The organism is Streptomyces sp. NPDC059255 (assembly GCF_042752355.1).
Taxonomy (GTDB): domain Bacteria; phylum Actinomycetota; class Actinomycetes; order Streptomycetales; family Streptomycetaceae; genus Streptomyces.
Window position 1 is genome coordinate 147,581 of sequence record NZ_JBHYZP010000009.1, and the last position, 24,994, is coordinate 172,574.

Below are 24,994 nucleotides of genomic sequence, written 5' to 3' on the forward strand. Positions count from 1 at the left end.
CTTGTCAATTCGGGTACTGCCATGCTCCGGGGCACGCACATCGCCGTGCCCCGAGGGGAGCGCACCCGTGTCCGACGCCGCAGTGTCCGACGCCACCGCCGTGTTCGGGGACCTGAGCGTCGAGAGCGACGAACTCGACCTGCTGGTAAGCGGGTTGAGCGAGCCGGAGTGGGCCGTGGCCACCCCTGCCCCCGGCTGGAGCATCGCCCACCAGATCGCCCATCTCGCCTGGACCGACCGGGTGGCGCTGCTCGCCGCGACCGACCCGGCCGCCTTCGCCGGGGAGGCGGAGAAGGCCGTCACGGCCCCCGCCACCTTCGTGGACGACGGTGCTCGGGCGGGGGCCGCGCTGCCGGCCCCCGTACTCCTCGCCCGGTGGCGCGACGGCCGCGAGCGGCTGCGGCGCGCCCTTGACGAGGCGCCGGCCGGTGCGCGTTTCCCCTGGTACGGGCCGCCGATGAGCGCCCCCTCGATGGCCACGGCGCGGCTGATGGAGACCTGGGCGCACGGCCAGGACATCGCGGACGCGCTCGGGGTGACGCGCGCGCCGACCGCGCGGCTGCGACACATCGCCAGGATCGGCGTACGGGCCCGCGACTACGCCTTCCTGGTACGCGGGGAACAGCCGCCCGCCGAGCAGTTCCGCGTCGAACTGACCGGCCCCGGAGGGGTGTTGTGGGCGTACGGACCCGAGGGGGCGGGCCAGTACGTGACCGGGCCCGCGCTCGACTTCTGTCTGCTGGTGACCCGACGGGCCCATCGCGCGGATCTCGCCGTACGGGCCGAGGGCGCCGACGCCGGGCGGTGGCTGGACATCGCGCAGGCGTTCGCCGGGCCACCGGGGGCGGGGCGGGCGCCGGAGGGCTCGGAGTGAGCGGCGGCGGCGTGCTGCGGATCGGGAACGCCTCCGGCTTCTACGGCGACCGCTTCGACGCCCTGCGCGAGATGCTCACCGGCGGGCCTCTCGACGTCGTGACCGGCGACTATCTCGCCGAACTGACCATGCTCATCCTGGGCCGGGACCGCCGGAAGGACCCGCGCGCGGGGTACGCGAAGACGTTCCTCCGGCAGTTGGAGGAGGGGCTCGGGCTCGCCCATGAGCGGGGCGTCCGGATCGTCACCAACGCGGGCGGGCTCAATCCGGCCGGACTGGCCGACGCCGTGCGGGAGTTGGCCGACCGGGTGGGAGTGCCCGTACGGGTCGCCCATGTCGAGGGCGACGACCTGCTGCGACGTCGGGAGTGGGGCGACGGCGTCCTCGCCGCCAACGCCTATCTCGGCGGCGCCGGGATCGCGGCCTGCCTGCGGGCCGGCGCCGATGTCGTCGTCACCGGGCGGGTCACGGACGCGGCGCTGGTGACGGGCCCCGCCGCCGCGCACTTCGGCTGGGACGAGGCGGCCGACGCGGGGGCCGACCCCGGCCCCGACCTCGACGCGCTCGCCGGTGCGGTCGTCGCCGGGCATGTGCTGGAGTGCGGCACCCAGGCGACCGGCGGGAACTACTCCTTCTTCGCCCGGCACGACGTGCGCCGTCCCGGCTTCCCCCTCGCCGAGATCCACGCCGACGGCTCGGCGGTCATCACCAAGCACGACGGTACGGGCGGGGTCGTGGACATCGGCACCGTCACCGCACAGCTCCTCTACGAGACCGGGGGCGCCCGGTATCCGGGCCCGGACGTGACCGCCCGGCTCGACACCGTACGGCTCCACCAGGACGGCCCCGATCGCGTGCGGATCACCGGCGTATGCGGCGAACCGCCGCCCCCGGGGCTCAAGGTCGGGCTCAACCGGATCGGCGGCTGGCGCAACGAGGTCGTCTTCGTCCTCACCGGTCTCGATGTCGAGGCCAAGGCCCGCCTCGTCCGGACCCAGGTGGAGGACGCACTCGACGGGCCCGCCCCGAGGCGCCGCCCGGCGGAGGTCCGCTGGGAGCTGTCCCGTACGGACCGGCCGGACGCCGCCACCGAGGAGACCGCGAGCGCGCTGCTCCGGCTCGTCGTGCGCGACAGCGACCCGGAGACGGTGGGGCGGGCGGTCACCGGGGCGGCGGTCGAGCTGGCCCTCGGCAGCTACCCGGGCTTCCACGTGACGGCCCCGCCGGGCAAGGGCACGCCGTACGGGGTCTTCGAGGCGGCTTACATCGACGCGGGCGAGGTGACGCAGGTGGCCGTACTGCCGGACGGGACCCGGCGGTCCGTCCCGCGTCCCTTACGTACGGCCGAGCCGGACACCTCGCCGCCCGTGGTGCCGTCCCCCGGACTTCCGCCGCCGCTGCCCGCCGGGCTGTCCACCCGCCGCGCCCCCCTCGGAGCCGTCGTGGGCGCCCGCAGCGGCGACAAGGGCGGGGACGCGAACGTCGGGCTCTGGACGGAGAGCGAGGCCGCGTGGCGGTGGCTGGCGCATGAGATGACAGTGGAACGGTTCCGCCAACTCCTCCCCGAGGTCGCTGAGTTACGCGTCGAGCGGCATCTCCTCCCGCACCTCCGCGCCGTCAACTTCACCGTCGAGGGGCTGCTCGGCGAGGGGGTCGCCGCGCAGGCCAGGTTCGACCCCCAGGCGAAGGCGCTGGGGGAGTGGCTGCGCTCGCGCCATCTCGACATCCCGGTGTCGCTGCTCCCGGATGCCCCTCAGCTCACCGACAGCACCGACAGCACCGGCAGTACCGGCAGTACCGGCAGCACCCACGGAACCCCCAGCACCCATGGAACCCACGGCACCCATGGAACCCACGGAACCGACGCACCGGAGGCCCCGCAGTGACCGTGCTCCCCTCCACCCTCGACGTCACCTCCGCCGACTACGCCGCCCACCGCGCCGCCATGCTCGCCAAGCTCGCGCAGCTCGACACCGAGCACGCCAAGGCCCTCGCCGGCGGCGGCCCGAAGTACACCGCCCGCCACCGTGAGCGCGGCAAGCTGGCGGCCCGGGAGCGGATCGAGCTGCTGCTCGACCCCGACACCCCGTTCCTGGAGCTCTCCCCGCTCGCCGCCTGGGGCAGTGATCACCCGGTCGGCGCGTCCATGGTCACCGGGGTCGGGGTGGTCGAGGGCGTCGAGTGTGTGATCACCGCCAACGACCCGACCGTACGCGGCGGTTCGTCCAACCCGTGGACCCTGCGCAAGGCCCTGCGCGCCAACGAGATCGCGTACGCCAACCGCCTCCCCCTCATCAGCCTCGTCGAGTCCGGCGGCGCCGATCTCCCCTCCCAGAAGGAGATCTTCATCCCCGGCGGCGCGCTCTTCCGCGATCTCACCCGGCTCTCCGCAGCCGGGATCCCGACCGTCGCCGTCGTCTTCGGCAACTCGACGGCGGGCGGCGCGTACGTGCCCGGGATGTCCGACCACACCGTCATGATCGAGGAGCGGTCGAAGGTCTTCCTCGGCGGGCCGCCGCTGGTGAAGATGGCCACGGGCGAGGAGAGCGACGACGAGTCCCTGGGCGGGGCGGCGATGCATGCCCGTACGTCCGGACTCGCCGACCACCTCGCGCGCGACGAACCCGACGCGCTCCGGCAGGCCCGGCGTATCGTCGCGCGCCTCAACTGGCGCAAGGCGCAGGCCGATCCGGCACCGGACTCCGTGGAGCCGCCCGCGTACGACGAGGACGAACTCCTCGGCATCGTCCCCGGCGACCTGAAGATCCCCTTCGATCCGCACGAGGTGATCGCCAGGATCGTGGACGGCTCCGGCTTCGACGCGTTCAAGCCGCTGTACGGGCCCAGCCTGGTGACGGGCTGGGCCAGGCTGCACGGCTATCCGGTCGGGATCCTCGCCAACGCGCAGGGCGTGCTGTTCTCCGCCGAGTCGCAGAAGGCCGCGCAGTTCATCCAGCTCGCCAACCAGCGCGACATCTCCCTCGTCTTCCTGCACAACACCACCGGCTACATGGTCGGCAAGGAGTACGAGCAGGGCGGCATCATCAAGCACGGGGCGATGATGATCAACGCGGTGGCGAACTCGAAGGTCCCGCACCTCTCGGTCCTGATGGGCGCGTCGTACGGCGCCGGGCACTACGGCATGTGCGGCCGGGCGTACGACCCGCGTTTCCTCTTCGCCTGGCCGAGCGCCAAGTCCGCCGTCATGGGACCGCAGCAGCTCGCGGGCGTCCTGTCGATCGTGGCGCGCGCATCGGCCGCCGCGAAGGGGCAGGTGTACGACGAGGAGGGGGACGCGGCGCTGCGCGCGATGGTGGAGCGGCAGATCGAGTCCGAGTCGCTGCCGGTCTTCCTCTCGGGGCGGCTCTACGACGACGGTGTCATCGACCCGCGCGACACCCGCACGGTCCTCGGGCTGTGCCTGTCCGCCGTGCACAGCGCCCCGGTCGAGGGCGTGCGCGGCGGCTTCGGCGTCTTCCGGATGTGACCGGATGTGACCGGATGTGACCTGATGTGACCTGATGTGAGGTGAACGGGACGGGTGAGGGGGACGAGAGATGAGGGAGAGACGATGATCGGTGCTGTTCTGGTCGCGAACCGGGGCGAGATCGCCTGCCGCGTCTTCCGCACCTGCCGGGAGCTGGGGATCACCACGGTCGCCGTGCACGCGGACGCCGACGCGGGCGCGCTGCACGTACGCGCTGCCGACCTGGCCGTACGACTGCCGGGGGCCGCGCCCGCCGACACCTATCTGCGCGGCGATCTGCTGGTGCGTGCGGCGCTCGCGGCGGGCGCGGACGCGGTCCATCCCGGGTACGGATTCCTCGCCGAGAACGCGGAGTTCGCGCGGGCCGTCCTCGATGCCGGGATGGTGTGGATCGGGCCGCCCCCGGAGGCGATCGAGGCGATGGCGTCGAAGACCCGGGCGAAGAAGCTGATGGCCGCCGCAGGCGTGCCGCTGCTCGCGCCCGTCGACCCGGCCGCCGCGACCCGGGCGGACCTGCCGCTGCTGCTGAAGGCGGCCGCGGGCGGCGGCGGCCGGGGCATGCGGATCGTGCGCGAACTCGGCGACATGGAACGGGAAGCGCGGGAGGCGTCGGCGGAGGCGCGGGCCGCGTTCGGGGACGGCGAGGTCTTCGCCGAGCCCTATGTGACCGGTGGCCGCCATGTGGAGGTGCAGATACTCGCCGACGCGCACGGCACGGTATGGGCGCTCGGCACCCGCGACTGCTCACTGCAGCGCCGCCACCAGAAGGTGATCGAGGAGTCGCCGGCGCCCGCGCTGCCCGACGCGCTCCGTACGGAGCTGGCCGGGGCGGCCGTCGCCGCGGCCCGCGCGGTCGGCTACCGGGGCGCGGGCACGGTCGAGTTCCTGATCTCGGCCGACGGCCGCCCCTACTTCCTGGAGATGAACACCCGCCTCCAGGTCGAACACCCCGTCACGGAAGAGGTGTTCGGCCTGGACCTGGTCGCCCTGCAGCTCTCCGTCGCGGAGGGCACGCCCCTTCCGCCGGAGCCGCCGGCCGCGCGCGGGCACGCGGTGGAGGCACGCCTCTACGCCGAGGACCCGGCGGACGGCTGGGCCCCCCGGGCGGGCCGGCTGCACCTGCTGGAGGTGCCGGGGGCCGGGGACCCCGGGCGCGCGCGGGGGGACGCGCCCCGGCTGCGCGTCGACGCCGGGTACGCCGGGGGCGACACCATCGGCGTCCATTACGACGCGCTCATCGCCAAGGTCATCGCCTGGGCGCCCACCCGGGCCGCCGCCCTGCGCCGTCTCCGGGACGCGCTGCGCCGCGCCCGGGTGCACGGCCCCGACACCAACAGGGCCGTGCTCGTACGGTCGTTGGAGCATCCGGAGGTCCTCGCGGGGCGGCTCGACACCGGCTTCTACGACCGCCACCTGGCGGCCCTCACCGCCCCCGCCCCGGGCGCCGGTGAGCGGCACGCCGCCGTCGCCGCCGCGCTCGCCGACGCCGCCGCCCGGTCCCGGGGCGGGGCCGTCCCGGCCCGCCTCGGCGGCTGGCGGAACGTACCGTCGGCGCCGCAGACCAAGACGTACGGCGCGCACGAGATCCGCTACCGGGCGACCCGCGACGGCTTCGTGGTCGAGAACGCGACGGAGGACGCCGAAGTGACGGCGGAGGGCGCCGAAGCGGCCGTGGAGGGGGACGGGGCAGCCGGCACCGTACGGGTCACCTCCGTCTCGCCCTCCCGTGTCGGTCTCGAAACCGGCGGCGTCGTCACGCACTTCGATGTCGCCGCGTACGGCGACGAGGTCCACGTCGACTCCGCCACCGGTTCGTACCGGCTGCGGGCTCGGCCCCGGTTCGCCGACCCGAGCCGGGGCGCCGAGCCGGGCTCGCTGCTCGCGCCCCTGCCCGGGACCGTCGTACGGGTCGCGGAGGGGCTGGCCGAGGGGGTACGGGTCGGCGCCGGGCAGCCGGTCGTCTGGCTGGAGGCGATGAAGATGGAGCACCGCGTCGTCGCGCCCGCCTCCGGCACGCTCACCGCACTCCTCGCCGTCCCCGGCCGCCAGGTCGAGGTCGGCGCACTGCTCGCCGTCGTCACCGCCACCGACGCACCGGAGGAAGATCCCTCATGAGCGGCACCCCGGACCGTACGAGCTTCCTGACCGAGAGCGAGGAGCACACCGCGCTCCGCGCCGCCGTCGCCGCCCTCGGCCGCCGCCACGGACGCGGCTACGACCGCGAGACCCTGTGGCGCGAGGCCGGCAAACTCGGCTACCTCGGGGTGAACCTGCCCGAGGAGTACGGCGGCGGAGGCGGCGGAATCGCCGAACTGTCCCTGGTGATGGAGGAGTTGGCGGCGGCCGGCTGCCCGCTCCTGCTGATGATCGTGTCGCCCGCCATCTGCGGCACGGTGATCGCCCGCTTCGGTACGGACGCCCAGAAGCGGCAGTGGCTGCCCGGCCTCGCCGACGGCTCCCGCACCATGGCCTTCGGCATCACCGAGCCCGACGCCGGTTCCAACTCCCACCGGATCACGACCACGGCACGCCGGGACCCGGACGGCGACGGCTGGATCCTGACCGGCCGCAAGGTCTTCGTCTCCGGCGTCGACATCGCGGACGCCACGCTCATCGTCGGGCGGACCGGGAGGACCGGGAACCCCGGGAACTCCGGATCCGATGGGGCCGGCGGGGCGGGCGGGGCCGGCGGCGGACTCAAGCCCTGCCTCTTCATCGTCCCGCGCGACGCCGAAGGCTTCGGCCGTACCCCCATCGACATGGAACTCCACACCGCCGAGAAGCAGTTCGAGCTGGTACTCGACGACGTACGGCTCCCGGCCGACGCGCTCGTCGGCGACGAGGACGCCGGGCTGCGCCAGCTCTTCGCCGGGCTGAACCCCGAGCGCGTGATGACCGCCGCGTACGCGCTCGGCATCGGGCGGTACGCGCTCGGCCGGGCCGTCGAGTACGCGAAGACCCGGCAGGTCTGGAAGGCACCCATCGGCGCCCACCAGGCCATCGCGCACCCGCTCGCGCAGGCCCACATCGAGATCGAACTCGCCGAACTGATGCTGCGCAAGGCGGCGTTCCTCTACGACGCGGGCGACGACACCGGTGCGGGCGAGGCCGCCAACATGGCCAAGTACGCCGCCGGGGAAGCCTGCGTGCACGCCGTGGACCAGGCCGTGCACACCCTCGGCGGCAACGGCCTCACCCGTGAGTACGGACTCGCCTCACTCGTCACCGCCGCCCGCGTGGCCCGGATCGCGCCCGTCAGCCGCGAAATGATTCTGAACTACGTGTCCCACCAGTCCCTGGGTCTCCCCAAGTCGTACTGAGACGAAGTGAGTCGGAGCGGGTTCGAGCTGGTTCGAGCGGGTTCGTGCGAGTCGGAGCGGAAGGGGATCGCCATGGAGTTCGACAGTTCGGACGGGTCCGGCGGGGGCCGTGTGTTCCGCAGTGAGTACGCGGACGTCCCGGCCGTGGAGCTGCCCATCCACGAAGCCGTGCTCGGCCGTGCCGCCGCGTACGGCGACACCGTCGCCCTCGTCGACGGGACGAACGGCGCGACCACCACGTACGCCCAACTCGACCGGGCGCACCGGCGGATCGCCGCCGCCTTCGCCGACGCGGGGGTGCGCAAGGGCGATGTCCTCGCCCTGCACAGCCCCAACACCGTCGCGTACCCGGCGGTGTTCCACGCGGCGACCCGCGCCGGGGCGTCCGTCACCACCGTCCACCCGCTCGCCACCCCCGAAGAACTCGCCGCGCAACTGCGCGACGCCGCGGCGCGGTGGGTCGTCACCGTCTCGCCGCTGCTCGAAGTGGCCCGCAGGGCGGCCGAGCTGGTCGGCGGGATCGAGGAGATCTTCGTCTGCGACCGGGCGCAGGGGCACCGCTCGGTCCTCGATCTGGCCCGGTCGGCGGCGCCGGTGCCCGAGGTCGCCATCGATCCCGGTGAGGACATCGCGGCGCTCCCGTACTCCTCGGGCACCACCGGTGTCCCGAAGGGCGTCATGCTCACGCACCGCTCGATGGCGACCAACCTGGCGCAGCTGGAACCCGTCATGGCGATGAAGCCGGGCGACCGGATTCTTGCGGTTCTGCCCTTTTTTCACATCTACGGGCTCACCGCGCTGATGAACGCGCCCCTGCGGCACGGCGCGACCGTCGTCGTCCTGCCCCGCTTCGACCTCGACCAGTTTCTCGCGGCCATCGAGAAGCACCGCATCACCGGGCTGTACGTGGCGCCGCCCATCGTGCTCGCCCTGGCCAAGCACCCGGCCGTCGCGCGGTACGACCTCTCCTCGCTCGACTACGTCCTGAGCGCCGCCGCGCCGCTGGACGCACGGCTCGCCGCCGCCTGTTCCGAGCGGCTCGGCCTGTCCTGCGTACGGCAGGCGTACGGCCTGACCGAGTTGTCGCCCGGCACCCATGTCGTCCCGCTCACCGCCGAGCACCCGCCGCCCGGCGCGGTCGGCAAGCTGCTGCCCGGCACCGAGATGCGGGTGATCGCCCTGGACGCCCCGGAGCGCGACGCCGCCCCCGGCACTGAGGGCGAGATCCTGCTGCGCGGCCCGCAGGTGATGAAGGGCTACCTCGGCCGCCCCGAGGCCACGGCCGGGATGATCGATCCGGCGGGCTGGGTGCACACCGGCGATGTCGGGCGGGTGGACGGGGAGGGCTGGCTCTTCGTGGTCGACCGGGTGAAGGAACTGATCAAGTACAAGGGTTTCCAGGTCGCCCCGGCGGAGCTGGAGGCCCTGCTGCTCACCCACGACGCCATCGCGGACGCGGCGGTGATCGGCGTGTACGAGGACGACGGCAACGAGGTGCCGAAGGCGTTCGTCGTGCGCCGCTCGGGCGCGGAGGAGCTGACCGAGGCCGAGGTGATGACGTTCGTCGCCGAGCGCGTCGCCCCGTACAAGAAGGTCCGCAGGGTCGAGTTCGTCGGCGGCGTGCCCCGCGCCGCTTCGGGCAAGATCCTCCGGCGGGAGCTGCGGGACAGGGAGGCGCGGGACCGGGAGGCGCGGGAGAGCACCTGACGCCCCGCCCCGCCCCGCGCCGCCGGCCCCGCCCCGGCCTCGCACCATGCCTTGGGTCAGGCGATCCGCTCGATGTCGCCGAACCCCTCGATCTCCCGGGGGCTCCGCGTGCCCGGCCCCACGTACCGCGCCGACGGGCGGACCAGCCGTCCCGTCCGCTTCTGCTCCAGGATGTGCGCGGACCAGCCCGCGGTCCTGGCGCAGGTGAACATCGACGTGAACATGTGCGCGGGAACCTCCGCGAAGTCCAGCACGATCGCCGCCCAGAACTCGACGTTCGTCGCCAGCACCCGGTCGGGCCGGCGCGCGTGCAGCTCCTCCAGCGCCGCCTTCTCCAGCGCCTCCGCCACCTCGAACCGCGGCGCCGCCAGCTCCCGCGCCGTACGCCGCAGCACGCGGGCCCGCGGGTCCTCGGCCCGGTAGACCCGGTGGCCGAAGCCCATCAGCCGCTCGCCCTGGTCGAGGACCCGCTTGACGTACGCCGTGGCGTCGCCCGTGCGCTCGATCTCCTCGATCATGCCGAGGACCCGCGAGGGCGCGCCCCCGTGCAGCGGCCCGGACATCGCGCCGACGGCGCCCGAGAGCGCGGCGGCGACATCGGCGCCGGTGGAGGCGATGACGCGGGCGGTGAAGGTGGAGGCGTTCATGCCGTGCTCGGCGGCGGACGTCCAGTAGGCGTCGACGGCCTTGACGTGCCGGGGGTCCGGCTCGCCGCGCCAGCGGATCATGAAGCGCTCGACGACCGAGTGCGCCTTGTCGATCTCACGCTGCGGGACCATCGGGCGCCCCTGGCCGCGCGCCGACTGGGCCACGTACGAGAGTGCCATTACGGCGGCGCGCGCCAGATTGTCGCGGGCCGTGCGCTCGTCGATGTCGAGGAGCGGCTTCAGTCCCCAGACGGGCGCGAGCATCGCCAGCGCGGACTGGACGTCGACGCGGATGTCACCGGAGTGGACCGGGATCGGGAAGGGCTCGGCGGGCGGCAGGCCGGGGTTGAACGCCCCGTCGACCAGCAGTCCCCAGACGTTGCCGAAGGAGACCTGCCCGACGAGATCCTCGATGTCGACGCCCCGGTAGCGCAGGGAGCCGCCTTCCTTGTCCGGTTCGGCGATCTCCGTCTCGAACGCGACGACGCCTTCGAGTCCGGGGACGAAGGAAGTGTCGAAGTCGGACATCGGGCGGCTCCTCGCGTTGTGTGCGGCGTCTGCGCGTCTGTACGTGACGGGTCGTGACGTGATGCGTGCGTGCATGCGTGCACGCGTGCGGCTGTACGCGGCGTTGTCTCCGCGTCTCCGCGTCTCCGCGGCGTACGGTCCCGGTGCGCGATGTTACGCACCGTGACGTGTGGGGCGTGATGTGTGAGAAGACCACAGTGGCGTGGCCGACCTGTCCCCAGATTTTGGCGGGTTTCGACGGTACGGAAAGACGCGGCGGTGCGTGATAACCGGCACACTGCCAGTTTTTGTCCCCCGAGGATTGGCGGTCCTCCGTGCGGGGCAAACTCGGCCCTGCGGCAGGATGATCCCGTGCCTCACGAGACCCCGGACCCCTCCGCCGCCCCTGCGGATTCGACGCCCCGCGCCGATGCGACGCCTCCCGCAGATCCCACCGCTCCCGCGGATTCCGTCGCCCCCGCGGACCCCGCCGCGATGCGCGAGCACTACCGCGGCACCCCGCTGCTGGACACGGACCTCGCCGCCACACCCATGGGCCAGTTCGCCCGCTGGTTCGAGGAGGCCGCGTCCTGCGCCTTCCACGAGCCGAACGCGATGGTGGTCTCCACCGCCACCCCCGAGGGCCGCCCGTCCTCGCGGATGGTGCTGCTGAAGGCGTACGACGACCGCGGCTTCGTCTTCTTCACGAACTACACCTCGCGCAAGGGCCAGGAGATCGCGGCCAACCGCCAGGTCTCGCTGCTCTTCCCCTGGCATCCGCTGGCCCGCCAGATCATCGTCACCGGTACGGCGGCCCGCACCGGCCGCGACGAGACGGCCGCGTACTTCCGCACCCGCCCGCACGGCTCCCAGCTCGGTGCCTGGGCCAGCGACCAGTCCACCCCGATCGGCTCCCGCGCGGACCTGCTCCAGCGGTACGAGGCGCTGGCGGCCCGCTACCCGGAGGGCGAGCAGGTTCCGGTGCCGCCGCACTGGGGCGGGTTCCGGGTCACGCCGGAGACGGTCGAGTTCTGGCAGGGCCACGAGAACCGGCTCCACGACCGGCTGCGTTACGTCCGCGGCGAGGGCCCGGACGGCCGGCCCGGGTGGCGGGTCGAGCGGCTCTGTCCGTAGCGGCGCGGGCCCGTAGCGCCGTCAACCCGGTGCTACGGGCCCACGCGGGGGAAGCCTCGGGAACAGCAGAACCCCGCAGGCTCGGGTTCCTCCGAGGAGGAGCCGGCCGGACGTACCGGCGAGCCTGCGGGGCGGTGACTGCTGTGGATTGGGCCGGCGCTTCACCGGCTCCGCACTGAGTGCGACGTCGGGCTGTCAGCCCGCAGCCACCTCACGAGTCCGGAAAGAAATCACTTCCGAATCACCTCCTTTCAGTGTGTTCCACACTCTAGGAAGGGGGCCGTCCCGGCTCAACCCATTTAACGGATCACTTTCGCGACCGGTCGCGGCGGCGATTTCGGGGAACGATGTGTGAGGTGGGCCACTTTCGAGTTGAATGATCGTAGGTGCGGCAGCAGAGTCAGCAGCACAGGCGGAGATGTCCCGCAGGGGGTGCCAGCGTGAGTGCTTCTCGGAGTGAGACCACCAATCCTGCCGGGCCGGACGAACCGGAGTCCGATGCCGGGTCGGACACCGGTCCGGGCCCCGGGGCGGAGGTGCCCGGCCGCGACGGGCCGGGGTCCGATCTGCTCGCGGCGCTCCTCGACGGGATGGACGCGGCGCTCTGCGCGTTCGACGCGGGCGGCGTGATCACGCACTGGAACCGTGAGGCCGAGCGGATCCTCGGCTGGTCCGCCGAGGAGGCCGTCGGACGGCACGGCTTCGCCGGGTGGGCCGTGCGGACCGCCGACGCGGACGAGGTCCAGGCGCGGCTGATGGCCGTGATGGACGGCCCGGACCGGCAGGTGGACGAGTTCGCGCTGCTGCGCAAGGACGGCGGCCGGGTCCTGATCCGTACGCAGTCGTCCGCGGTGCGCGGCGCGGACGGGAAGCCCGCCGGGGTGTACAGCGCCTTCAGCGAGGTCCATGACCAGGTGGATTTCGAACGGTCCGTCGCGCTCAGCGAGGCGCTCTTCGAGGACGCGTCCTGGGGTGTCGTCCTCGTCGACGTCGATCTGCGGCCGACGGTCGTCAACCTCCAGGCGGCGCGGCTGCTCGGCACCGGGCGCACCTCCGTACTGGGACGGCCGCTGGGCGAGCTGATCACCCAGGGCGTCGAGGAGCTGGAGTCCGCGCTCCACCACGTGCTGTCGGAGGGCGCGCCGTCCGCCGTCGCCGAGCTGTGGATGACGGTCCGCACACCGGACGGCGAGCGGCGGCGCTGCTGGCGGTGCGGCTTCCTGCGGCTGGCGTCACCACTGGCGGAAGAACCGGTTCCGCTGGGTGTGGGCTGGATGTTCCAGGACGTGACCGACATGAAGGTGGCCGTGCAGGAGGCGGACCGGCTGCGGTTCCGCGGCAGCCAGCTGCACCGCGCGGGCCGGGCGGCGGCCGAGTGCGAGGACCCGATGGAGGCGGCGACGGTCTATCTGGACTTCGCGCTGGCGGGCTTCGCCGACCACGCCCTGATCGACCTGGTGGCGGAGGGGCGCGGCTCCGGAGGGTTCGCTTCCGGTACGTCTTCCGGTACGCCGGGACCCGTACGGCTGGTCCGTACGGTCGCGACGCCCGCCGGGGGCGCCTCGGGGCCGAGCACACAGACCGGGTCCGGCTTCATACCCGTGCGGTACGCGGCCGGGCATCCGGCGCTCCAGGCGATGGACCGGATCGGCTCGGTCCGGGCGAGCGCCCCGACGGGCACGGGCGGGACCGCGGGCGCGAACACCGGCGGGAACGCGGGCGGAGGCGGAAACAGGGGCGGGAACGCGGGTGGGAACCGGGGCGGGAACGGCGGCGGCGCGAGCGACGCGGCGCGGCAGCCGGTGCCCGCGCCCGCGTGGGCGTCGTCCCGGCAGTGGCCGGAGGACTCCGTCCACGCCCTGTGCACGGTGCTGCGCAGCCGGGGCAGGTCGCTGGGCGTGGTGACCTTCCTCAGGGGTGCGAGCCGCGCCGCCTTCGAACGCCCCGACGCCGTCTTCGCGGAGGACGTGACCGTACGGATAGCCGCCTGCCTGGACCTCTCGGCCCTGCTGCCGGCCGCGGACGACTGAACCGAGCGGACCGGCCTGAGCGGAGCCGCCTGAGCGGAGCCGCCTGAGCACGCACGCCTGAGCACGCACGCCTGAGCACGCACGCCTGAGCGGACACGCCTGAGCGGACACGCCTGAGCGGGCAGGGCCGTACGCGTACGGCCCCGCCCGCTCGTGACCGTACGGCTACGGTCGGGACGCCTCCGACGCCGTCGGGGGCAGCATCCTGACCGGTTCGGTCTCCGCGTCGTTGTGCCGCAGCGCCCAGTTCTCCAGGGCGATACGGCACGCGTGGTCGACGTGGCGCAGCTCCGAGAGGTCCAGCTCGATCGGCCGGTCCTTCGGCAGGGCTTCGAGCTGCTCCATGATCCGGGGCAGCCGCAGGAACGTCGCGTTCCCGGTGACCGACACCACCAGCCGGCCGCCGGTGAGCTCCCGCACGTCCACATGGAGGTGCGAGATCTCCCACGCGGTCTTGACCACGGCGAGCAGCAGCCCCAGCACCACGCCCTCGAAGAGGTTGGTGACCAGGACCGCGATCGCCGTGATGGCCAGGATCACGGCCTCGCCGCGGTGTTCGCGCCACAGCGGGGCCAGCTCCCGTACGGGCACGAGCTTGCACCCCGCGTGGACCAGGACGCCCGCGAGCGCGGCCAGCGGGATCACGCCGATCGCCGCGGGCAGCAGCGCCGCGAAGAGCAGCAGCCACACGCCGTGCAGGACCCGGGAGAGCGACGTACGCGCCCCCGCCTGGACATTGGCGGCGCTGCGCACGATGACGGCGGTCATGGGCAGCGCGCCGAGCGCGCCGCAGATCGTGTTGCCGACGCCCTGGGCCATCAGCTCCTTGTTGTAGTCGGTGCGCGGTCCGTCGTGCATACGGTCGACGGCGGCGGCGCTGAACAGGCTCTCCGCCGAGGCGATCAGGGTGAAGGCGAGGACGGTGCCGAGTACGGCGACGCCCCCGAGCTGGCTGAAGTCGCCGAGGCCGGGCGGGCTGATGGACTCCAGCAGGCCCTTCACCTCGACCTTGGCGATGGACAGGTCGAACAGCAGCGTCACGCCGGTGGCGAGCGCCACGGCGGCCAGCGGTCCCGGCACCACGCGGACCTTCGCGGGGAGCTTGGGCCACAGGACGAGGACGGCGACCGTACCGGCGCCGACCAGGAAGGCGGTGAGCGCCGTACCGTTCGTGAAGATCTCGCCGACCAGTCCGGGCAGGCCGGTGAGCTTGGGGATGCCGCCGGACGGCTGGGCGGTGTCGGCCATCGCGTACACCTGGCCCAGGACCAGCACCAGGCCGATGCCGGCCAGCATGCCCTGGACGACGGCAACCGAGATGGCCCGGAACCAGCGGCCGAGGCCGAAGGCCCCGAGCGCGAGCTGGAGCAGCCCGGAGACGAGGACGATGGCGCCGAGCACGCCCAGACCGAAGTCCTGGACGGCTTGGTAGACGAGGACGGTGAGTCCGGCGGCGGGGCCGCTCACCTGGAGCGAGCTGCCGGGCAGGACGCCCACGACGATGCCGCCGACGATGCCGGTGACCAGGCCGAGTTCGGCGGGCACCCCGGAGGCGACGGCGACGCCGACGCACAGGGGCAGGGCGACGAGGAAGACGACGAGTGACGCGAGGAAGTCGCGCCTGAGGACCTCACGGTCCTTCAAGAGGCTGAACATGAGGGATGTCCTAGCTGTGAGACGGGGCGTGCGACGCGGTGCGGCGTGCGGCCCGGGAACGACGGCTCAGCCACGGCCGGTCGCCGTGGCTGAGGTCGTGCCCTGGGCCGTGCTCACAGCGGTCTGAACGCCCCGTCCAGCTCCGGCCGGTGACTGCTCACCGCGCCGGTGTCCACCTCGTAGTACCAGGCGTGCAGCGAGAGCTGCCCGTCGGCGAGCCGCTCACGGACGGCGGGGTAGCCGCGCAGGGTGTCGAGCTGCGCCGCGGCGTGGTGCTGCACGCAGTGGGCGAGGCCCTGCGCGGACGGCAGCTCGCCGCCGCCCAGGTCCAGCCAGCCGCGCACGGCGGGCACGGCGGACAGGTCGTCGCCGCGCACCAGGGCGCCGACCGCGCCGCAGTGCGAATGCCCGCAGACGACGATGTCGCGGACGCCGAGCACGCGCAGCGCGTACTCGATGGTCGCGGCTTCGCCGCTGGGCCGCCCCTCGTCGTACCGGGGGACGATGTTGCCCGCCGTACGCAGTTCGAACAGCTCACCCGGGCGGGCGCCGGTGATGAGGGACGGGATGACTCGGGAATCCGAGCAGGTGATGAAGAGCGCTTCGGGCGACTGCCCCGCGGCGAGTTCACGGAACTCGTCGGGGCGTTCCGCCACCTGCACGGAAAATGAACGGGCGTGATCGATGAGTGACTTCATGATGGCCTGCCTCCTGCACCCCCGGTCTTCTCTTGCCGGGGCGCGGTGTGGTCGGGTCAGTGGGGGGTGTAGCGAGATGAAGAGCCGCCGGGTCAGGCGGCGTGGATTCCGCGTCTGAGGGTGAACGCGTGGTTCGGTCGGAATCTCACTGCTCGCCCTCTCCTTCGGTCGGTACGCGGAACACGTTGCTACACGGCAACGCGGTGCCGGTTCCCATGATGAGGCATGGCAACCTCCACTACTTTGCCTGAACATTACCTCTAGGTGAAAGATCAAAATTCCGCCAAGTGCGCCTTTCGTGACGCAAAGTGGCGGTTCTGGATCAAGTGTGCGAGCAAAGTCACTCGGGGTGATTCCCGCAGGCCCCGGCATTCACAGGAGGCTCTGCGGTTATTCGATCGCACGGGCGAAGAGGCGTTGCATTGGTGACGCGGAGCCACCCGGGCGCGCCGCGGCGATAGTTTCGGGAATGTGTCGCGCGCCCGCGACGGCGGGGGGAGACGGCCGGGTCGGCTGAAAGACCGTCGGCAGGAGACCGTCAGTGGCGGTAGAAGATCCGGTCCCGGTTCTCGGTCATCACCCGGCCGTTCCACTCGGTGCCGCCGTCGACGTTGCCCGACCGCAGCAGCGGCGGTTCGACGCCGCGCCCGGCGAGTTCCGTGGCGGCCGTCGCCATCATCGCCTGCATCAGGGCGCTGGTGACGACCGTGGAGGCGGGCGCGAACGGCGCCTCGATGCCGGGGGCCGTCAGCTCCGCGTCGCCGACCGCGATCCCGCTGTCGAGGACGATGTCGCAGTGGTCCTTGAGGAACGTCCCGGTGCGGTGCCGGGAGCTGGTCTCCGTCGCGTACGCCACGGAGGTCACCCCGATCACCGTCAGCCCCAGGGCCCGCGCGTTCAGGGCCATCTCGACGGGCAGCGCGTTCCGCCCCGAGAGGGAGACGATGACCAGCAGGTCCCCGGCGGCGGCCGGACTGGAGTCGAGCACGGCGCCCGCGAGGCCCTCGACCCGCTCCAGCGCCGAGCCGAGAGGGGCGGGCATCACGTCGACGCCGACGACGCCGGGCACGGTGAGCAGATTCATGGTGGCGAAGCCGCCGGCCCGGTAGACGACGTCCTGGGCGGCGAGCGAGGAGTGCCCGGCGCCGAACGCGAAGAGCCGGCCCCCGGCGGCGACGGTGTCGGCGACCGCCGTGCCGGCGGCGGCGACGGCGGCGGACTGTTTCTCCCGTACCCGCTGGAGCAGGCCGATCGCCGCGTCGAAGAACTGATCGGCAGGCGTGCTCTCGCTCATCGGGTGACCTTCCGGGAGTGGCCCAGGGGGCGGGGAATGTCTGTGCCGCCGATCACGTTGAGGTCTGGACCATTGCCCTGTCAATACCGCTGCCGGCCGCCGTGACGGGCCCGGCGCCGCCCGGTCCGAGGCCGGTGCGGGCAAGCGGGTCAAGGGTGGTGCTCTCCGGCGAGGCACGCTTGTCGGTGGTATGCGTCAGAATTGGGTCAGGGCCAGCGCACGATTTATTCGAGGGGCACGAATGTCCGGACTGATCGACACGACGGAGATGTATCTCCGCACCATCCTTGAACTCGAAGAGGAAGGCGTGGTCCCGATGCGCGCCCGGATCGCGGAGCGGCTCGATCAGAGCGGCCCGACGGTCAGCCAGACCGTGGCGCGCATGGAGCGCGACGGCCTGGTGCAGGTCGCGGGCGACCGGCATCTGGAGCTCACGGAAGAAGGGCGCAGGCTGGCGACACGGGTCATGCGCAAGCACCGGCTCGCGGAATGCCTCCTGGTCGATGTGATCGGCCTGGAGTGGGAGCAGGTGCACGCGGAGGCGTGCCGCTGGGAGCACGTGATGAGCGAGGCGGTGGAGCGACGGGTGCTGGAGCTGCTGCGCCACCCGACGGAGTCGCCGTACGGGAACCCGATCCCGGGCCTGGAGGAGCTGGGCGAGAAGGCCGAGGCGGACCCCTTCCTCGACGCGGGGATGGTGAGTCTGGCGGAGCTGGATCCGGGCGCCGAGGGCAAGACGGTCGTCGTACGGCGGATCGGCGAGCCGATCCAGACGGACGCCCAGCTCATGTACGCGCTGCGGCGCGCGGGTGTGCAGCCCGGCTCCGTGGTGAGTGTGACGGAGTCGGCGGGTGGGGTACTGGTAGGAAGCAGTGGCGAGGCGGCGGAGCTGGTGTCCGAGGTGGCGTCGCACGTCTTCGTCGCCAAGCGCTGAGAGCGGGGCGCATCGGTCGGGGCCGACCGTAGGTACGTACGTCACTGGGTGGGCCCGGCGAGACCGGTGACGTCGAGCAGGACGAGCGTGACGGGCGGGGCCGGGCTGTGTCCGGTACGGCCCGGACGGTCGGTGGTGCGGGTGCCTGCGGTGCCCGGGGGGTGAGCCGCGGCGGGCGTGGGGACGTCCGCGGCGGCAGGGAGGGAGCGGCTGATGCGTGGCGTGATCTGTGCGTACGGCGGTGGGGGCCGATGGCGTCCCGCCGCGCCCGACGCCGCACGGCCGCCTGTCCCCGGTGCCGCACGCGAACCGGGCCCCGGCGCTGTACGCGAGCCGTGCTCCGACGCGGCACGCGAACCGGGCCCCGGCGCCTTGCGGCACCGGAGCCCGGCCGCCCCCACGCCGACCCGGAGCCCCGAGCTCCCAGGGTCGTCCCCTTCGGACCGTCATCCCCGAGCGGCCCGCCTCCCGGAGAAGATCTCCCCTGAGGGCCGCCCGGCAATCCTGGACCGTGGTCACTCGAACGAGCGGTGTTGGGCGCGAAAACCGCGCGTTCGAATAAAGGTTCGATAGCCTGGTGTGGCTGGTGCGGTGAGAGTCCGGGACGTGACACGGGCCCGGTCCCCGCACCGCGAGCAGGATCGTGCAGGACTCCGCAGGACCGTGAGCGAGACCGTGAGACCGAAGGGGGTGCCGGGACGCATGGTGCGGCGCATCGATGTGACCGGAGCGGACGGCGTACACCTCGCTGCCTGGGAGTTCGCCGATCCGCCCGAGGCCGGACCGGAGGCGCGTGGACCGGGGGACGGCTCGGCGGTCCTGCTGCTGCACGGCCTGATGGGCCGCGCCTCGCACTGGGACGCCACGGCGCGCTGGCTCGCCGCCCGGCACCGGGCGGTCGCGTTCGACCAGCGGGGCCATGGCCAGAGCGAGAAGCCGCCGGAGGGGCCGTTCACGCGCGAGGCGTACGTCGCCGACGCGGCGGCCGTGATCGAGCGGCTGGAGCTCGCCCCCGTCACGCTGATAGGCCACTCGATGGGCGCGCTCACGGCCTGGCAACTCGCCGCCGCGCGCCCCGATCTCGTCCGCGCCCTGGTCATCTGCGACATGCGGGCCTCGGCGCTGGGCGCCGCGTCGCAGCGGGAGTGGGGCGACTGGTTCCGCGCCTGGCCGGTCCCGTTCGCGTCGCTCGCGGATGTACGGAAGTGGTTCGGCGAGGAAGACCCCTGGGCCGAGCGCCCCACGCCGGCCCGGGGCGAGTTCTTCGCGGAGGTCATGGCCGAGCGCCCGGACGGCTGGCGCCCGGTCTTCTCACGCCGCCAGATGATGACGTCCCGCGAGACCTGGGTCCATGACGCGCACTGGGAGGAGCTGGCCCAGGTCCAGTGCCCCACGCTGGTGGTCCGGGGACTCGACGGCGAGCTGGGCAGGGCGGAGGCCCACGAAATGGTCCGGGTGCTCCCGAGGGGCGAGTACGCGGAGGTGCTCGACGCGGGCCACTTCGTCCACTACGACCAGCCCGAAGCCTGGCGGGCGGCGATCGAGCCGTTCCTGGAGGGCGTGCTCACGGGGTGACCGGGGGCGGATGTCCGGGCGGCCGGTCGCCGGAACCGGTCGAACCACCTGGGCTTCCGGTGCCGTCGGCGAGGGGCGCGGGGAACCGCCGGGGGCGGTGCAAGTGAGGGCACGCGCACAGGGAGCACCTTGAGCGTGTAGCGCCCGCTGTGGTCCATGGCGCCGAACGTGAATTCGGCGCCCTCGATGAGCTGGTTGCGTGCCGCTTCCTGTGCCTCGAAGTCGTCGCACCAGGCGCGGAGTTCGGCGGGTGCGTCGTGCACGGCGGTTTCCTGGCGAGCGAGTACGCCCGGAGCGGCCCACGCGGAACGCGGGTCGGGGTCGAGGCCGTCGGCGATGCGCCGGGCCTGACAGCGCAGGATCGAGAGGGCGCGGTCCGGCGATCCGGTCTGGCGCGCGGCGAGGAGAACGCGTACCCAGGTGCCGGGGATCGGCCCCTCGCCGGTCACGGTCACGTGGTAGAGGCGCGTCGTCATGTCTGCTGTCCCGCAGGCCGCTGCTGCTTCCGGTGCAGCGTGGCCAGGGCACGCAGTTGGACCCGTTCCCGCTGGGTCGCCGGACGGAGCGAGACCCGCGCAGCCTGCCAGGTGTGGCCTGCGGGGCGGATCAGCCAGACCGTCGATCCGGCGAAGGACCGGATGACGCCCGGCATATCCGCACGGGGATCGAACACGGCCATGCCGACGCGCAGTTCGGGCGTCGCATGGGGCGGGTGGTCGGCTGGGGAGGTCACAGCACCTCGCCCCTGCTTCGCGCGTTCGCGCGAGCGGTCTTGGCCCGCAGGCGCTGTTCGGCACTGGCCGGCCGCGCGTCCTCGGGGGCAACGGTCCATTCCGTTCCGCCGGTTACGGGGCGCAGGGACCAGAGCCCGCACCACTCACCGCGAAACTCGCCGACCCGTTCCTGTGTGTCGACCATCAGCGTGCCGAGGGCCGGGACGGGTTCCTGTCCCTTGGCTGGAACGTTCTCGCCAGGCATCGCCACTCCTCTCCGTAGCGAATTCGCTACTCAGGGAGATTTAGCGTGGCTTGGAGTGGGGAGGTGTGCAACATGTCAGGTGCGGACGAAAGGTTGGTGATGGCCCGTTGAATATCAAGGAGTTGAACCCGGACAGTTCCCCGCAAGCTGCGTTCGGGGCGCGCCTGCGTCGCTCACGCGAGGACCGCGGCTGGAAGCAGGAAGACTTGGCGGACCGGATGGAATATTCCAGCACGCATATTTCCTCTGTCGAAACTGGCAGGAAGCTTCCGACCTTGCGCTTTTCGCGTAGTGCTGATCGTGCTTTCGGCACCGAAGGCACGGCAGATGCGTTCGAGCGTCACTGGCGAGAGATTCGGCACGGCTCGCTGCTGGAGGGCTTCCCGGAGTACGTCGGGTACGAGGGGCGAGCGGTGGAGATCCGGCTCTACAACATTGGGATCATCCCTGGGCTGTTGCAGACACCGGAGTACGCAAGGGTGTTGGCGGACAGCGCCGTGCGGCGGGGCGCCATCACGCCTGAACAAGCAGATGAACGCGTCTCGTTCCTGGCGGAGCGGCAGTCGGCACTGGCCCGGCCCCGGCCACCCATGATGTTTGTGACCATGGACGAAAGCTGTATCCGTCGGCCTGTCGGCGGGGCCACTGTCATGGACGCCCAGTTGGCGCATCTGGTCGAGTTCGCGGAGCTGCCGAACACGCTGCTACAGGTGGCACCGTACGAGATAGGCGAACGTCGTACGTTCGACCTGCCCGTCAACCTCTTGACGCTGCCGGATCGGTCCGTGATCTGCTATGCAGAGTCCCAGGCTCAGGGACATCTGGACCGAGAAGGTACCTCCGTGGTGCCCATGCTGACGGCCTACCATCAACTACAGGCCGAAGCGCTGTCGCAAGCGGCGTCCGTGACCATGATCAGCCAGTTGCGAAAGGGTACTCCGTGACGATCCCTCATTATTGGTTCAAGTCCTCCTACAGCAACAACGGCGGCGACTGCGTCGAGGTCGCCGTGAACCTCGTCGCCTCTCGCGGCATAGTTCCCGTCCGTGACTCCAAGAACCCGAGCGGACCGGTTCTGGGCTTCCCTGCCGGGGCGTTCGGCTCCTTCGTGAAGGGCATCAAGGCGGGACAGTTCGGCACTATTTGACCGCCTGGCCCCGCTACCGGCTCGGCGAGGATCGCACGTGCTCACCAGGCTGCGCCGACCGTGTGCTCAGGCGAGGGCCTGCCCGAGGAGGTCTCGGGGGCGGCCGGCGAGGGCATGATGGAGGACTTCGGCCCTGGAACGGATCAGGCCGTCACGATAGGGGGCGGGGAGACGGTCGAAGACCCCCGCCGCCATCTCGGCCGCCGTTGAGGGGTCGCCATCGAGGCGCAGGCAGGCGGCGGTGTCCATCGCGATGAGGGCCCGGGTCATCACCGAGGGGGAATCGGTGAGGTCGAGCGCATCGTCCTGGGCCGAGTAGGCAGCTTCGGTGTCCCCGAGGAGGGTGTACGCCTGGGAGAGGTGGACGAAGTGCTTCTGGGCCGGGTAGCCGAACCACGTGTCGGCTACTTCGTGCCCATCGAGGCGTTCGACCAGAGCCTGCACATCTGTGACCGCCATCCTGGCGCCCCGGTGGTCGCCGATGGCGGCGAGCGAGCGGGCGGTGACGGCCGCCGCCAACGCCCCGGCCGCGGTGGGCGTCCGGCCGGCTGCTCTGCGGGCTCGGGCGGCGATGCGCACGGCCACCTCGGGGGCGCCGTAGTTCAGCGGCACCATCGCGTGCCGTGCCAGCACCCAGGCGGTCATCCGGCGGTCACGGGATTCCCTAGCCGCCTTCTCCGCTGTCGCGAACCAACGGAAGGCGTCCCCCTTGTCGCCCCGGTCGTGCTGAACGATGGCGACCAAACCGGCGATCCCCGCAGCGGTACGGGCGAGATCCGCGCGTGCGCCGGCCGGGTGGGGCTGGTTGAGGATTTGCCCGAGGAGGTCGAGATCCGCCTGCATCTCGCCCAGTACGTCGTCGGGCGCCCGGCCGTGGTAGCCGCCCCGGTGCCGCTCGAATGCCGACTCCAGGTAGGCCAGGTCACCGGCCCCGGACCCCGCGAGAGCCCCGTCGATGCCCTCGCGCGCCTGTGCGATGCCAGGCAATGCGGTCGCGCCGACTGCGGCGGCCGCCACACCGAAGAACCTGCGTCGTTTCACGTCCTCTTCCTCCCCGCGTCGGCTGCGTCGGTGCTGTCGCGATGCGGCGACTGCCCGCTGCACTTCCGCGACGCTCAGTCCGTATGCGCGGGCGATCGTCTCGTGCCAGTCCGGGACCGGTAGCCGCTTCTCCAGTTCCCACCGCTTGATGTTCTCCCAGTCGAACCACCCGCCGCCCTGGGACTGTTGAACGACCTGAGCCTGTTCGTTACGGGTGCGACCGGCGTCTTCGCGGAGAGCTCGCAGTAAGACGCCGATGCCGTCCGGGGCCACCATGACACTTTCCCTCCGCCGCCGTCGGGTGAGGACCTCATCCTGGCCCCACGGAGCGGCCCCCCGCGGGGAAATGCACCCCTTCCTGGCCCCTCATTCCTTGTGTTCCCCAGCAGTTCAATGGGTGAACGCCGCTGACTCCTCGGCTTGCCCTCGGCACGGTCGCCGGTGGCGGGCCGAGGCTCCACCGTCCGCGCGGCGCCATTCGGACAGACAGACCACCTGGAGGGGATCATGGATACCGAAGCGCCCGTGGAACGGCTGCCGGCTCGCGCCGTATGGGAAGAGACGGGAACGGCTCTTGTTCCCGGTGTCCTTGGGCCGGACCGCTTCAAGGCCCTGGCCGAGGAAGCGCGCGGCAGGATCGATCTGGTCACGCCCCACGTCCACGAGCACACGGCCGCGCACCGTGACGGCAGCTTCGCCTCCCCGGTCCACTGTGGCTTCATCCCGCCCGGCCCGGTGCTGGAGGCCCTGGCCTATGACAAGACCCTCCTGATGGCCTTGCGTGAGGCCACCGGCATTCCCCGGCTGATCCCCCGTGGGGGCGCCGTCGTCCTCTACCGGGAAGGAGACTTCCAGGGCCTGCACACGGACTCGGTGAAGTCCACCGTGACCGTCGCCGTCGCGCTGACCGAGGATCTGCCCCCGATGGGCTGGGCCCCGGCCCTGCTGGGAGCCTTCCCCGACCGCCTCGGGGAGGTCGTCACCGAGCACGGCATCTTCCCGGAGGGCGAGGGCTTCACCACCCTGACCCACCCGTACGGCGACGGGAGTGTCCGAGCGTTCGCCGGGTACCACGTGCCGCACTGGCGCCGCCCGCTCACGCTGCCGGTGGGTCTGCTGGTGACCATGTCGTTCATGGATCTGTGATGGCTATGACTCCGCGTCAGCTCTGGCTGGCGGAAGGCCGGGCGGTCGTTCCGGAGGACGTGGTCGAACCCGGACTCTGGGAGGAGATCGCCGAGGAGGCCGCCCGGTGCGAGCCCCACGCGGTCGTCCGCCACAACCAGCGGCCGGGACTGCTGGTGATGCGGGACGGCTCGATCACCTCCCCCCAGCGGTGCCGGGTCCACGCCGGTGGACACGCACTCAGCCTGCTGGCCATGTCCAAGGGCCTGGAGGAGGTGGCGGGCGAGGCGACCGGCCACGCCCGGATGACCCCGATCCGCTTCGGCCTGAAGTTCTACGAGCCCGGCGACTACATGCACGTCCACAGGGACGACGGGAAGTGCTCGATCACCTTCTCATGCGGCCTGACCCCCGGCCTCGCCTCGATGGGCTGGCTGCCCCGTCTGCGGTGGCTGACCACCCGGCAGGTGGCCGACCGTCTCGGCGACACCCCTTACCCCGACGGCGGTGAGACCTTCCCGGTCCGCCGTCGCATCCTCACCGGATTCGACGGAAGCCGAATCCCCCACTGGCGTACCCCGCTCGACTCCCAGTCGCGCGAGGTGCTGATCACCATCTGCTTCGCCGACCTCTCGGTATAGCGGCGTCCTTTCCAGACTCAGGAGGAACGACCATGCCCCAGCAGATCCCATCTGCCACGACGCAGGCCGTGGACCCGGCCGACTTCGTGGCCGAGTTGCACGCCGAGGGCAACATGCCGCAGAACTCCGGTGGCGACCCGGCCGTGCCGGACTCCGCCTTTCCCGACACCCACACCTACCCGCTGCCGTCCGCCTGACC

Annotated in this window: 23 protein-coding genes; 15 read left to right on the forward strand and 8 right to left on the reverse strand. The window is 72.1% G+C overall.

The features are described 5' to 3' along the window. The first annotated feature begins 82 nt into the window (after positions 1 to 82). From ACFXKG_RS14460 to ACFXKG_RS14485, 6 genes are all read left to right on the forward strand, one after another. Complete coding sequence (locus ACFXKG_RS14460) at positions 83 to 874, forward strand: TIGR03084 family metal-binding protein (RefSeq protein ID WP_384837546.1); 792 nt, start codon at positions 83 to 85, stop codon at positions 872 to 874. Beyond that, positions 871 to 2,760 carry an acyclic terpene utilization AtuA family protein gene (locus tag ACFXKG_RS14465; protein WP_384837397.1) on the forward strand — a complete coding sequence of 630 codons (1,890 nt, stop codon included), beginning with the start codon at positions 871 to 873 and terminating at the stop codon, positions 2,758 to 2,760. The genes ACFXKG_RS14460 and ACFXKG_RS14465 overlap by 4 nt, the downstream gene beginning before the upstream one ends. Then, a complete protein-coding gene (locus ACFXKG_RS14470) occupies positions 2,757 to 4,361 on the forward strand; it encodes an acyl-CoA carboxylase subunit beta (protein WP_384837400.1) in 1,605 nt (534 codons plus the stop codon). The genes ACFXKG_RS14465 and ACFXKG_RS14470 overlap by 4 nt, the downstream gene beginning before the upstream one ends. 84 nt (positions 4,362 to 4,445) lie before the next feature. After that, a complete protein-coding gene (locus ACFXKG_RS14475) occupies positions 4,446 to 6,476 on the forward strand; it encodes a biotin carboxylase N-terminal domain-containing protein (protein WP_384837403.1) in 2,031 nt (676 codons plus the stop codon). Further along, complete coding sequence (locus ACFXKG_RS14480; protein ID WP_384837405.1) at positions 6,473 to 7,681, forward strand: acyl-CoA dehydrogenase family protein; 1,209 nt, start codon at positions 6,473 to 6,475, stop codon at positions 7,679 to 7,681. Before ACFXKG_RS14475 ends, ACFXKG_RS14480 begins: the two co-directional genes overlap by 4 nt. A 72-nt stretch (positions 7,682 to 7,753) precedes the next feature. Then, a complete protein-coding gene (locus ACFXKG_RS14485; RefSeq protein WP_384837408.1) occupies positions 7,754 to 9,388 on the forward strand; it encodes a 4-coumarate--CoA ligase family protein in 1,635 nt (544 codons plus the stop codon). A 56-nt stretch (positions 9,389 to 9,444) separates the two neighbouring features. On the opposite strand, the gene ACFXKG_RS14490 is transcribed toward ACFXKG_RS14485, so the two are convergent. Next, the gene (locus ACFXKG_RS14490; RefSeq protein ID WP_384837411.1) at positions 9,445 to 10,563 is read right to left on the reverse strand and encodes a citrate synthase 2; all 1,119 of its coding nucleotides are present in this window, start codon (positions 10,561 to 10,563) and stop codon (positions 9,445 to 9,447) included. A gap of 474 nt (positions 10,564 to 11,037) precedes the next feature. Between ACFXKG_RS14490 and pdxH the strand changes: the two genes are divergently transcribed. Further along, positions 11,038 to 11,676, forward strand: a complete 639-nt coding sequence (pdxH, locus tag ACFXKG_RS14495; RefSeq protein WP_384837549.1) for a pyridoxamine 5'-phosphate oxidase — start codon at positions 11,038 to 11,040, stop codon at positions 11,674 to 11,676. Positions 11,677 to 12,116: 440 nt separating this feature from the next. Then, a complete protein-coding gene (locus ACFXKG_RS14500; RefSeq protein ID WP_384837414.1) occupies positions 12,117 to 13,706 on the forward strand; it encodes a PAS domain-containing protein in 1,590 nt (529 codons plus the stop codon). A gap of 165 nt (positions 13,707 to 13,871) precedes the next feature. Here ACFXKG_RS14500 and ACFXKG_RS14505 read toward each other — a convergent pair whose 3' ends face one another. The 3 genes from ACFXKG_RS14505 to ACFXKG_RS14515 all read right to left on the reverse strand — a co-directional run bounded on the left by ACFXKG_RS14505 (position 13,872) and on the right by ACFXKG_RS14515 (position 17,354). Further along, on the reverse strand, positions 13,872 to 15,362 hold the full coding sequence (locus ACFXKG_RS14505; RefSeq protein ID WP_384837417.1) for a SulP family inorganic anion transporter: 1,491 nt from the start codon (positions 15,360 to 15,362) through the stop codon (positions 13,872 to 13,874). Between the two features lie 113 nt (positions 15,363 to 15,475). Next, positions 15,476 to 16,060: a carbonic anhydrase gene (locus ACFXKG_RS14510; RefSeq protein ID WP_384837420.1), complete on the reverse strand. Its 585-nt coding sequence runs from the start codon at positions 16,058 to 16,060 to the stop codon at positions 15,476 to 15,478. 538 nt (positions 16,061 to 16,598) lie between these two features. Then, on the reverse strand, positions 16,599 to 17,354 hold the full coding sequence (locus ACFXKG_RS14515; RefSeq protein ID WP_384837423.1) for an SIS domain-containing protein: 756 nt from the start codon (positions 17,352 to 17,354) through the stop codon (positions 16,599 to 16,601). A 241-nt stretch (positions 17,355 to 17,595) separates the two neighbouring features. Between ACFXKG_RS14515 and ACFXKG_RS14520 the strand changes: the two genes are divergently transcribed. Together ACFXKG_RS14520 and ACFXKG_RS14525 are read left to right on the forward strand one after the other, a co-directional pair. Beyond that, positions 17,596 to 18,288, forward strand: coding sequence for a metal-dependent transcriptional regulator (locus tag ACFXKG_RS14520; RefSeq protein WP_384837426.1), 693 nt, complete (start codon positions 17,596 to 17,598; stop codon positions 18,286 to 18,288). Positions 18,289 to 18,990: 702 nt separating this feature from the next. Further along, positions 18,991 to 19,863 carry an alpha/beta fold hydrolase gene (locus ACFXKG_RS14525; RefSeq protein WP_384837552.1) on the forward strand — a complete coding sequence of 291 codons (873 nt, stop codon included), beginning with the start codon at positions 18,991 to 18,993 and terminating at the stop codon, positions 19,861 to 19,863. On the opposite strand, the gene ACFXKG_RS14530 is transcribed toward ACFXKG_RS14525, so the two are convergent. From ACFXKG_RS14530 to ACFXKG_RS14540, 3 genes are read right to left on the reverse strand one after another with little or no spacing between them, the layout of a single operon-like run. Beyond that, positions 19,797 to 20,339: a hypothetical protein gene (locus tag ACFXKG_RS14530; protein WP_384837428.1), complete on the reverse strand. Its 543-nt coding sequence runs from the start codon at positions 20,337 to 20,339 to the stop codon at positions 19,797 to 19,799. The genes ACFXKG_RS14525 and ACFXKG_RS14530 overlap by 67 nt on opposite strands. Beyond that, the gene (locus ACFXKG_RS14535) at positions 20,336 to 20,596 is read right to left on the reverse strand and encodes a hypothetical protein (protein ID WP_384837431.1); all 261 of its coding nucleotides are present in this window, start codon (positions 20,594 to 20,596) and stop codon (positions 20,336 to 20,338) included. Before ACFXKG_RS14535 ends, ACFXKG_RS14530 begins: the two co-directional genes overlap by 4 nt. Continuing rightward, on the reverse strand, positions 20,593 to 20,841 hold the full coding sequence (locus tag ACFXKG_RS14540) for a hypothetical protein (protein ID WP_384837434.1): 249 nt from the start codon (positions 20,839 to 20,841) through the stop codon (positions 20,593 to 20,595). Before ACFXKG_RS14540 ends, ACFXKG_RS14535 begins: the two co-directional genes overlap by 4 nt. Before the next feature lie 107 nt (positions 20,842 to 20,948). On the opposite strand from ACFXKG_RS14540, the gene ACFXKG_RS14545 reads away from it, so the two are divergent. Together ACFXKG_RS14545 and ACFXKG_RS14550 are read left to right on the forward strand one after the other, a co-directional pair. Then, positions 20,949 to 21,785, forward strand: coding sequence for a Scr1 family TA system antitoxin-like transcriptional regulator (locus ACFXKG_RS14545; protein WP_384837437.1), 837 nt, complete (start codon positions 20,949 to 20,951; stop codon positions 21,783 to 21,785). Beyond that, positions 21,782 to 21,988, forward strand: coding sequence for a DUF397 domain-containing protein (locus tag ACFXKG_RS14550; RefSeq protein ID WP_384837440.1), 207 nt, complete (start codon positions 21,782 to 21,784; stop codon positions 21,986 to 21,988). Before ACFXKG_RS14545 ends, ACFXKG_RS14550 begins: the two co-directional genes overlap by 4 nt. A gap of 66 nt (positions 21,989 to 22,054) precedes the next feature. On the opposite strand, the gene ACFXKG_RS14555 is transcribed toward ACFXKG_RS14550, so the two are convergent. Then, a complete protein-coding gene (locus ACFXKG_RS14555) occupies positions 22,055 to 23,305 on the reverse strand; it encodes a transcriptional regulator (RefSeq protein WP_384837443.1) in 1,251 nt (416 codons plus the stop codon). Between the two features lie 231 nt (positions 23,306 to 23,536). Between ACFXKG_RS14555 and ACFXKG_RS14560 the strand changes: the two genes are divergently transcribed. From ACFXKG_RS14560 to ACFXKG_RS14570, 3 genes are read left to right on the forward strand one after another with little or no spacing between them, the layout of a single operon-like run. Next, on the forward strand, positions 23,537 to 24,175 hold the full coding sequence (locus ACFXKG_RS14560; protein WP_384837446.1) for a hypothetical protein: 639 nt from the start codon (positions 23,537 to 23,539) through the stop codon (positions 24,173 to 24,175). Continuing rightward, positions 24,175 to 24,795 carry a hypothetical protein gene (locus ACFXKG_RS14565; protein ID WP_384837449.1) on the forward strand — a complete coding sequence of 207 codons (621 nt, stop codon included), beginning with the start codon at positions 24,175 to 24,177 and terminating at the stop codon, positions 24,793 to 24,795. The genes ACFXKG_RS14560 and ACFXKG_RS14565 overlap by 1 nt, the downstream gene beginning before the upstream one ends. A 32-nt stretch (positions 24,796 to 24,827) precedes the next feature. Further along, positions 24,828 to 24,992, forward strand: coding sequence for a hypothetical protein (locus ACFXKG_RS14570; RefSeq protein WP_384837452.1), 165 nt, complete (start codon positions 24,828 to 24,830; stop codon positions 24,990 to 24,992). The last annotated feature ends 2 nt before the right edge of the window (positions 24,993 to 24,994 follow it).

Excerpts from the sequence above, each read along its gene's own strand:
- ACFXKG_RS14475 (WP_384837403.1), top strand. The coding sequence starts at position 4,446 with ATGATCGGTGCTGTTCTGGTCGCGAACCGGGGCGAGATCGCCTGCCGC.
- ACFXKG_RS14480 (WP_384837405.1), top strand. The coding sequence starts at position 6,473 with ATGAGCGGCACCCCGGACCGTACGAGCTTCCTGACCGAGAGCGAGGAG.
- ACFXKG_RS14485 (WP_384837408.1), top strand. The coding sequence starts at position 7,754 with ATGGAGTTCGACAGTTCGGACGGGTCCGGCGGGGGCCGTGTGTTCCGC.
- ACFXKG_RS14490 (WP_384837411.1), bottom strand. The coding sequence starts at position 10,563 with ATGTCCGACTTCGACACTTCCTTCGTCCCCGGACTCGAAGGCGTCGTC.
- pdxH (WP_384837549.1), top strand. The coding sequence starts at position 11,038 with ATGCGCGAGCACTACCGCGGCACCCCGCTGCTGGACACGGACCTCGCC.
- ACFXKG_RS14505 (WP_384837417.1), bottom strand. The coding sequence starts at position 15,362 with ATGTTCAGCCTCTTGAAGGACCGTGAGGTCCTCAGGCGCGACTTCCTC.
- ACFXKG_RS14510 (WP_384837420.1), bottom strand. The coding sequence starts at position 16,060 with ATGAAGTCACTCATCGATCACGCCCGTTCATTTTCCGTGCAGGTGGCG.
- ACFXKG_RS14515 (WP_384837423.1), bottom strand. The coding sequence starts at position 17,354 with ATGAGCGAGAGCACGCCTGCCGATCAGTTCTTCGACGCGGCGATCGGC.
- ACFXKG_RS14520 (WP_384837426.1), top strand. The coding sequence starts at position 17,596 with ATGTCCGGACTGATCGACACGACGGAGATGTATCTCCGCACCATCCTT.
- ACFXKG_RS14525 (WP_384837552.1), top strand. The coding sequence starts at position 18,991 with ATGGTGCGGCGCATCGATGTGACCGGAGCGGACGGCGTACACCTCGCT.
- ACFXKG_RS14530 (WP_384837428.1), bottom strand. The coding sequence starts at position 20,339 with ATGACGACGCGCCTCTACCACGTGACCGTGACCGGCGAGGGGCCGATC.
- ACFXKG_RS14540 (WP_384837434.1), bottom strand. The coding sequence starts at position 20,841 with ATGCCTGGCGAGAACGTTCCAGCCAAGGGACAGGAACCCGTCCCGGCC.
- ACFXKG_RS14555 (WP_384837443.1), bottom strand. The coding sequence starts at position 23,305 with ATGGTGGCCCCGGACGGCATCGGCGTCTTACTGCGAGCTCTCCGCGAA.
- ACFXKG_RS14560 (WP_384837446.1), top strand. The coding sequence starts at position 23,537 with ATGGATACCGAAGCGCCCGTGGAACGGCTGCCGGCTCGCGCCGTATGG.
- ACFXKG_RS14565 (WP_384837449.1), top strand. The coding sequence starts at position 24,175 with ATGGCTATGACTCCGCGTCAGCTCTGGCTGGCGGAAGGCCGGGCGGTC.
- ACFXKG_RS14570 (WP_384837452.1), top strand. The coding sequence starts at position 24,828 with ATGCCCCAGCAGATCCCATCTGCCACGACGCAGGCCGTGGACCCGGCC.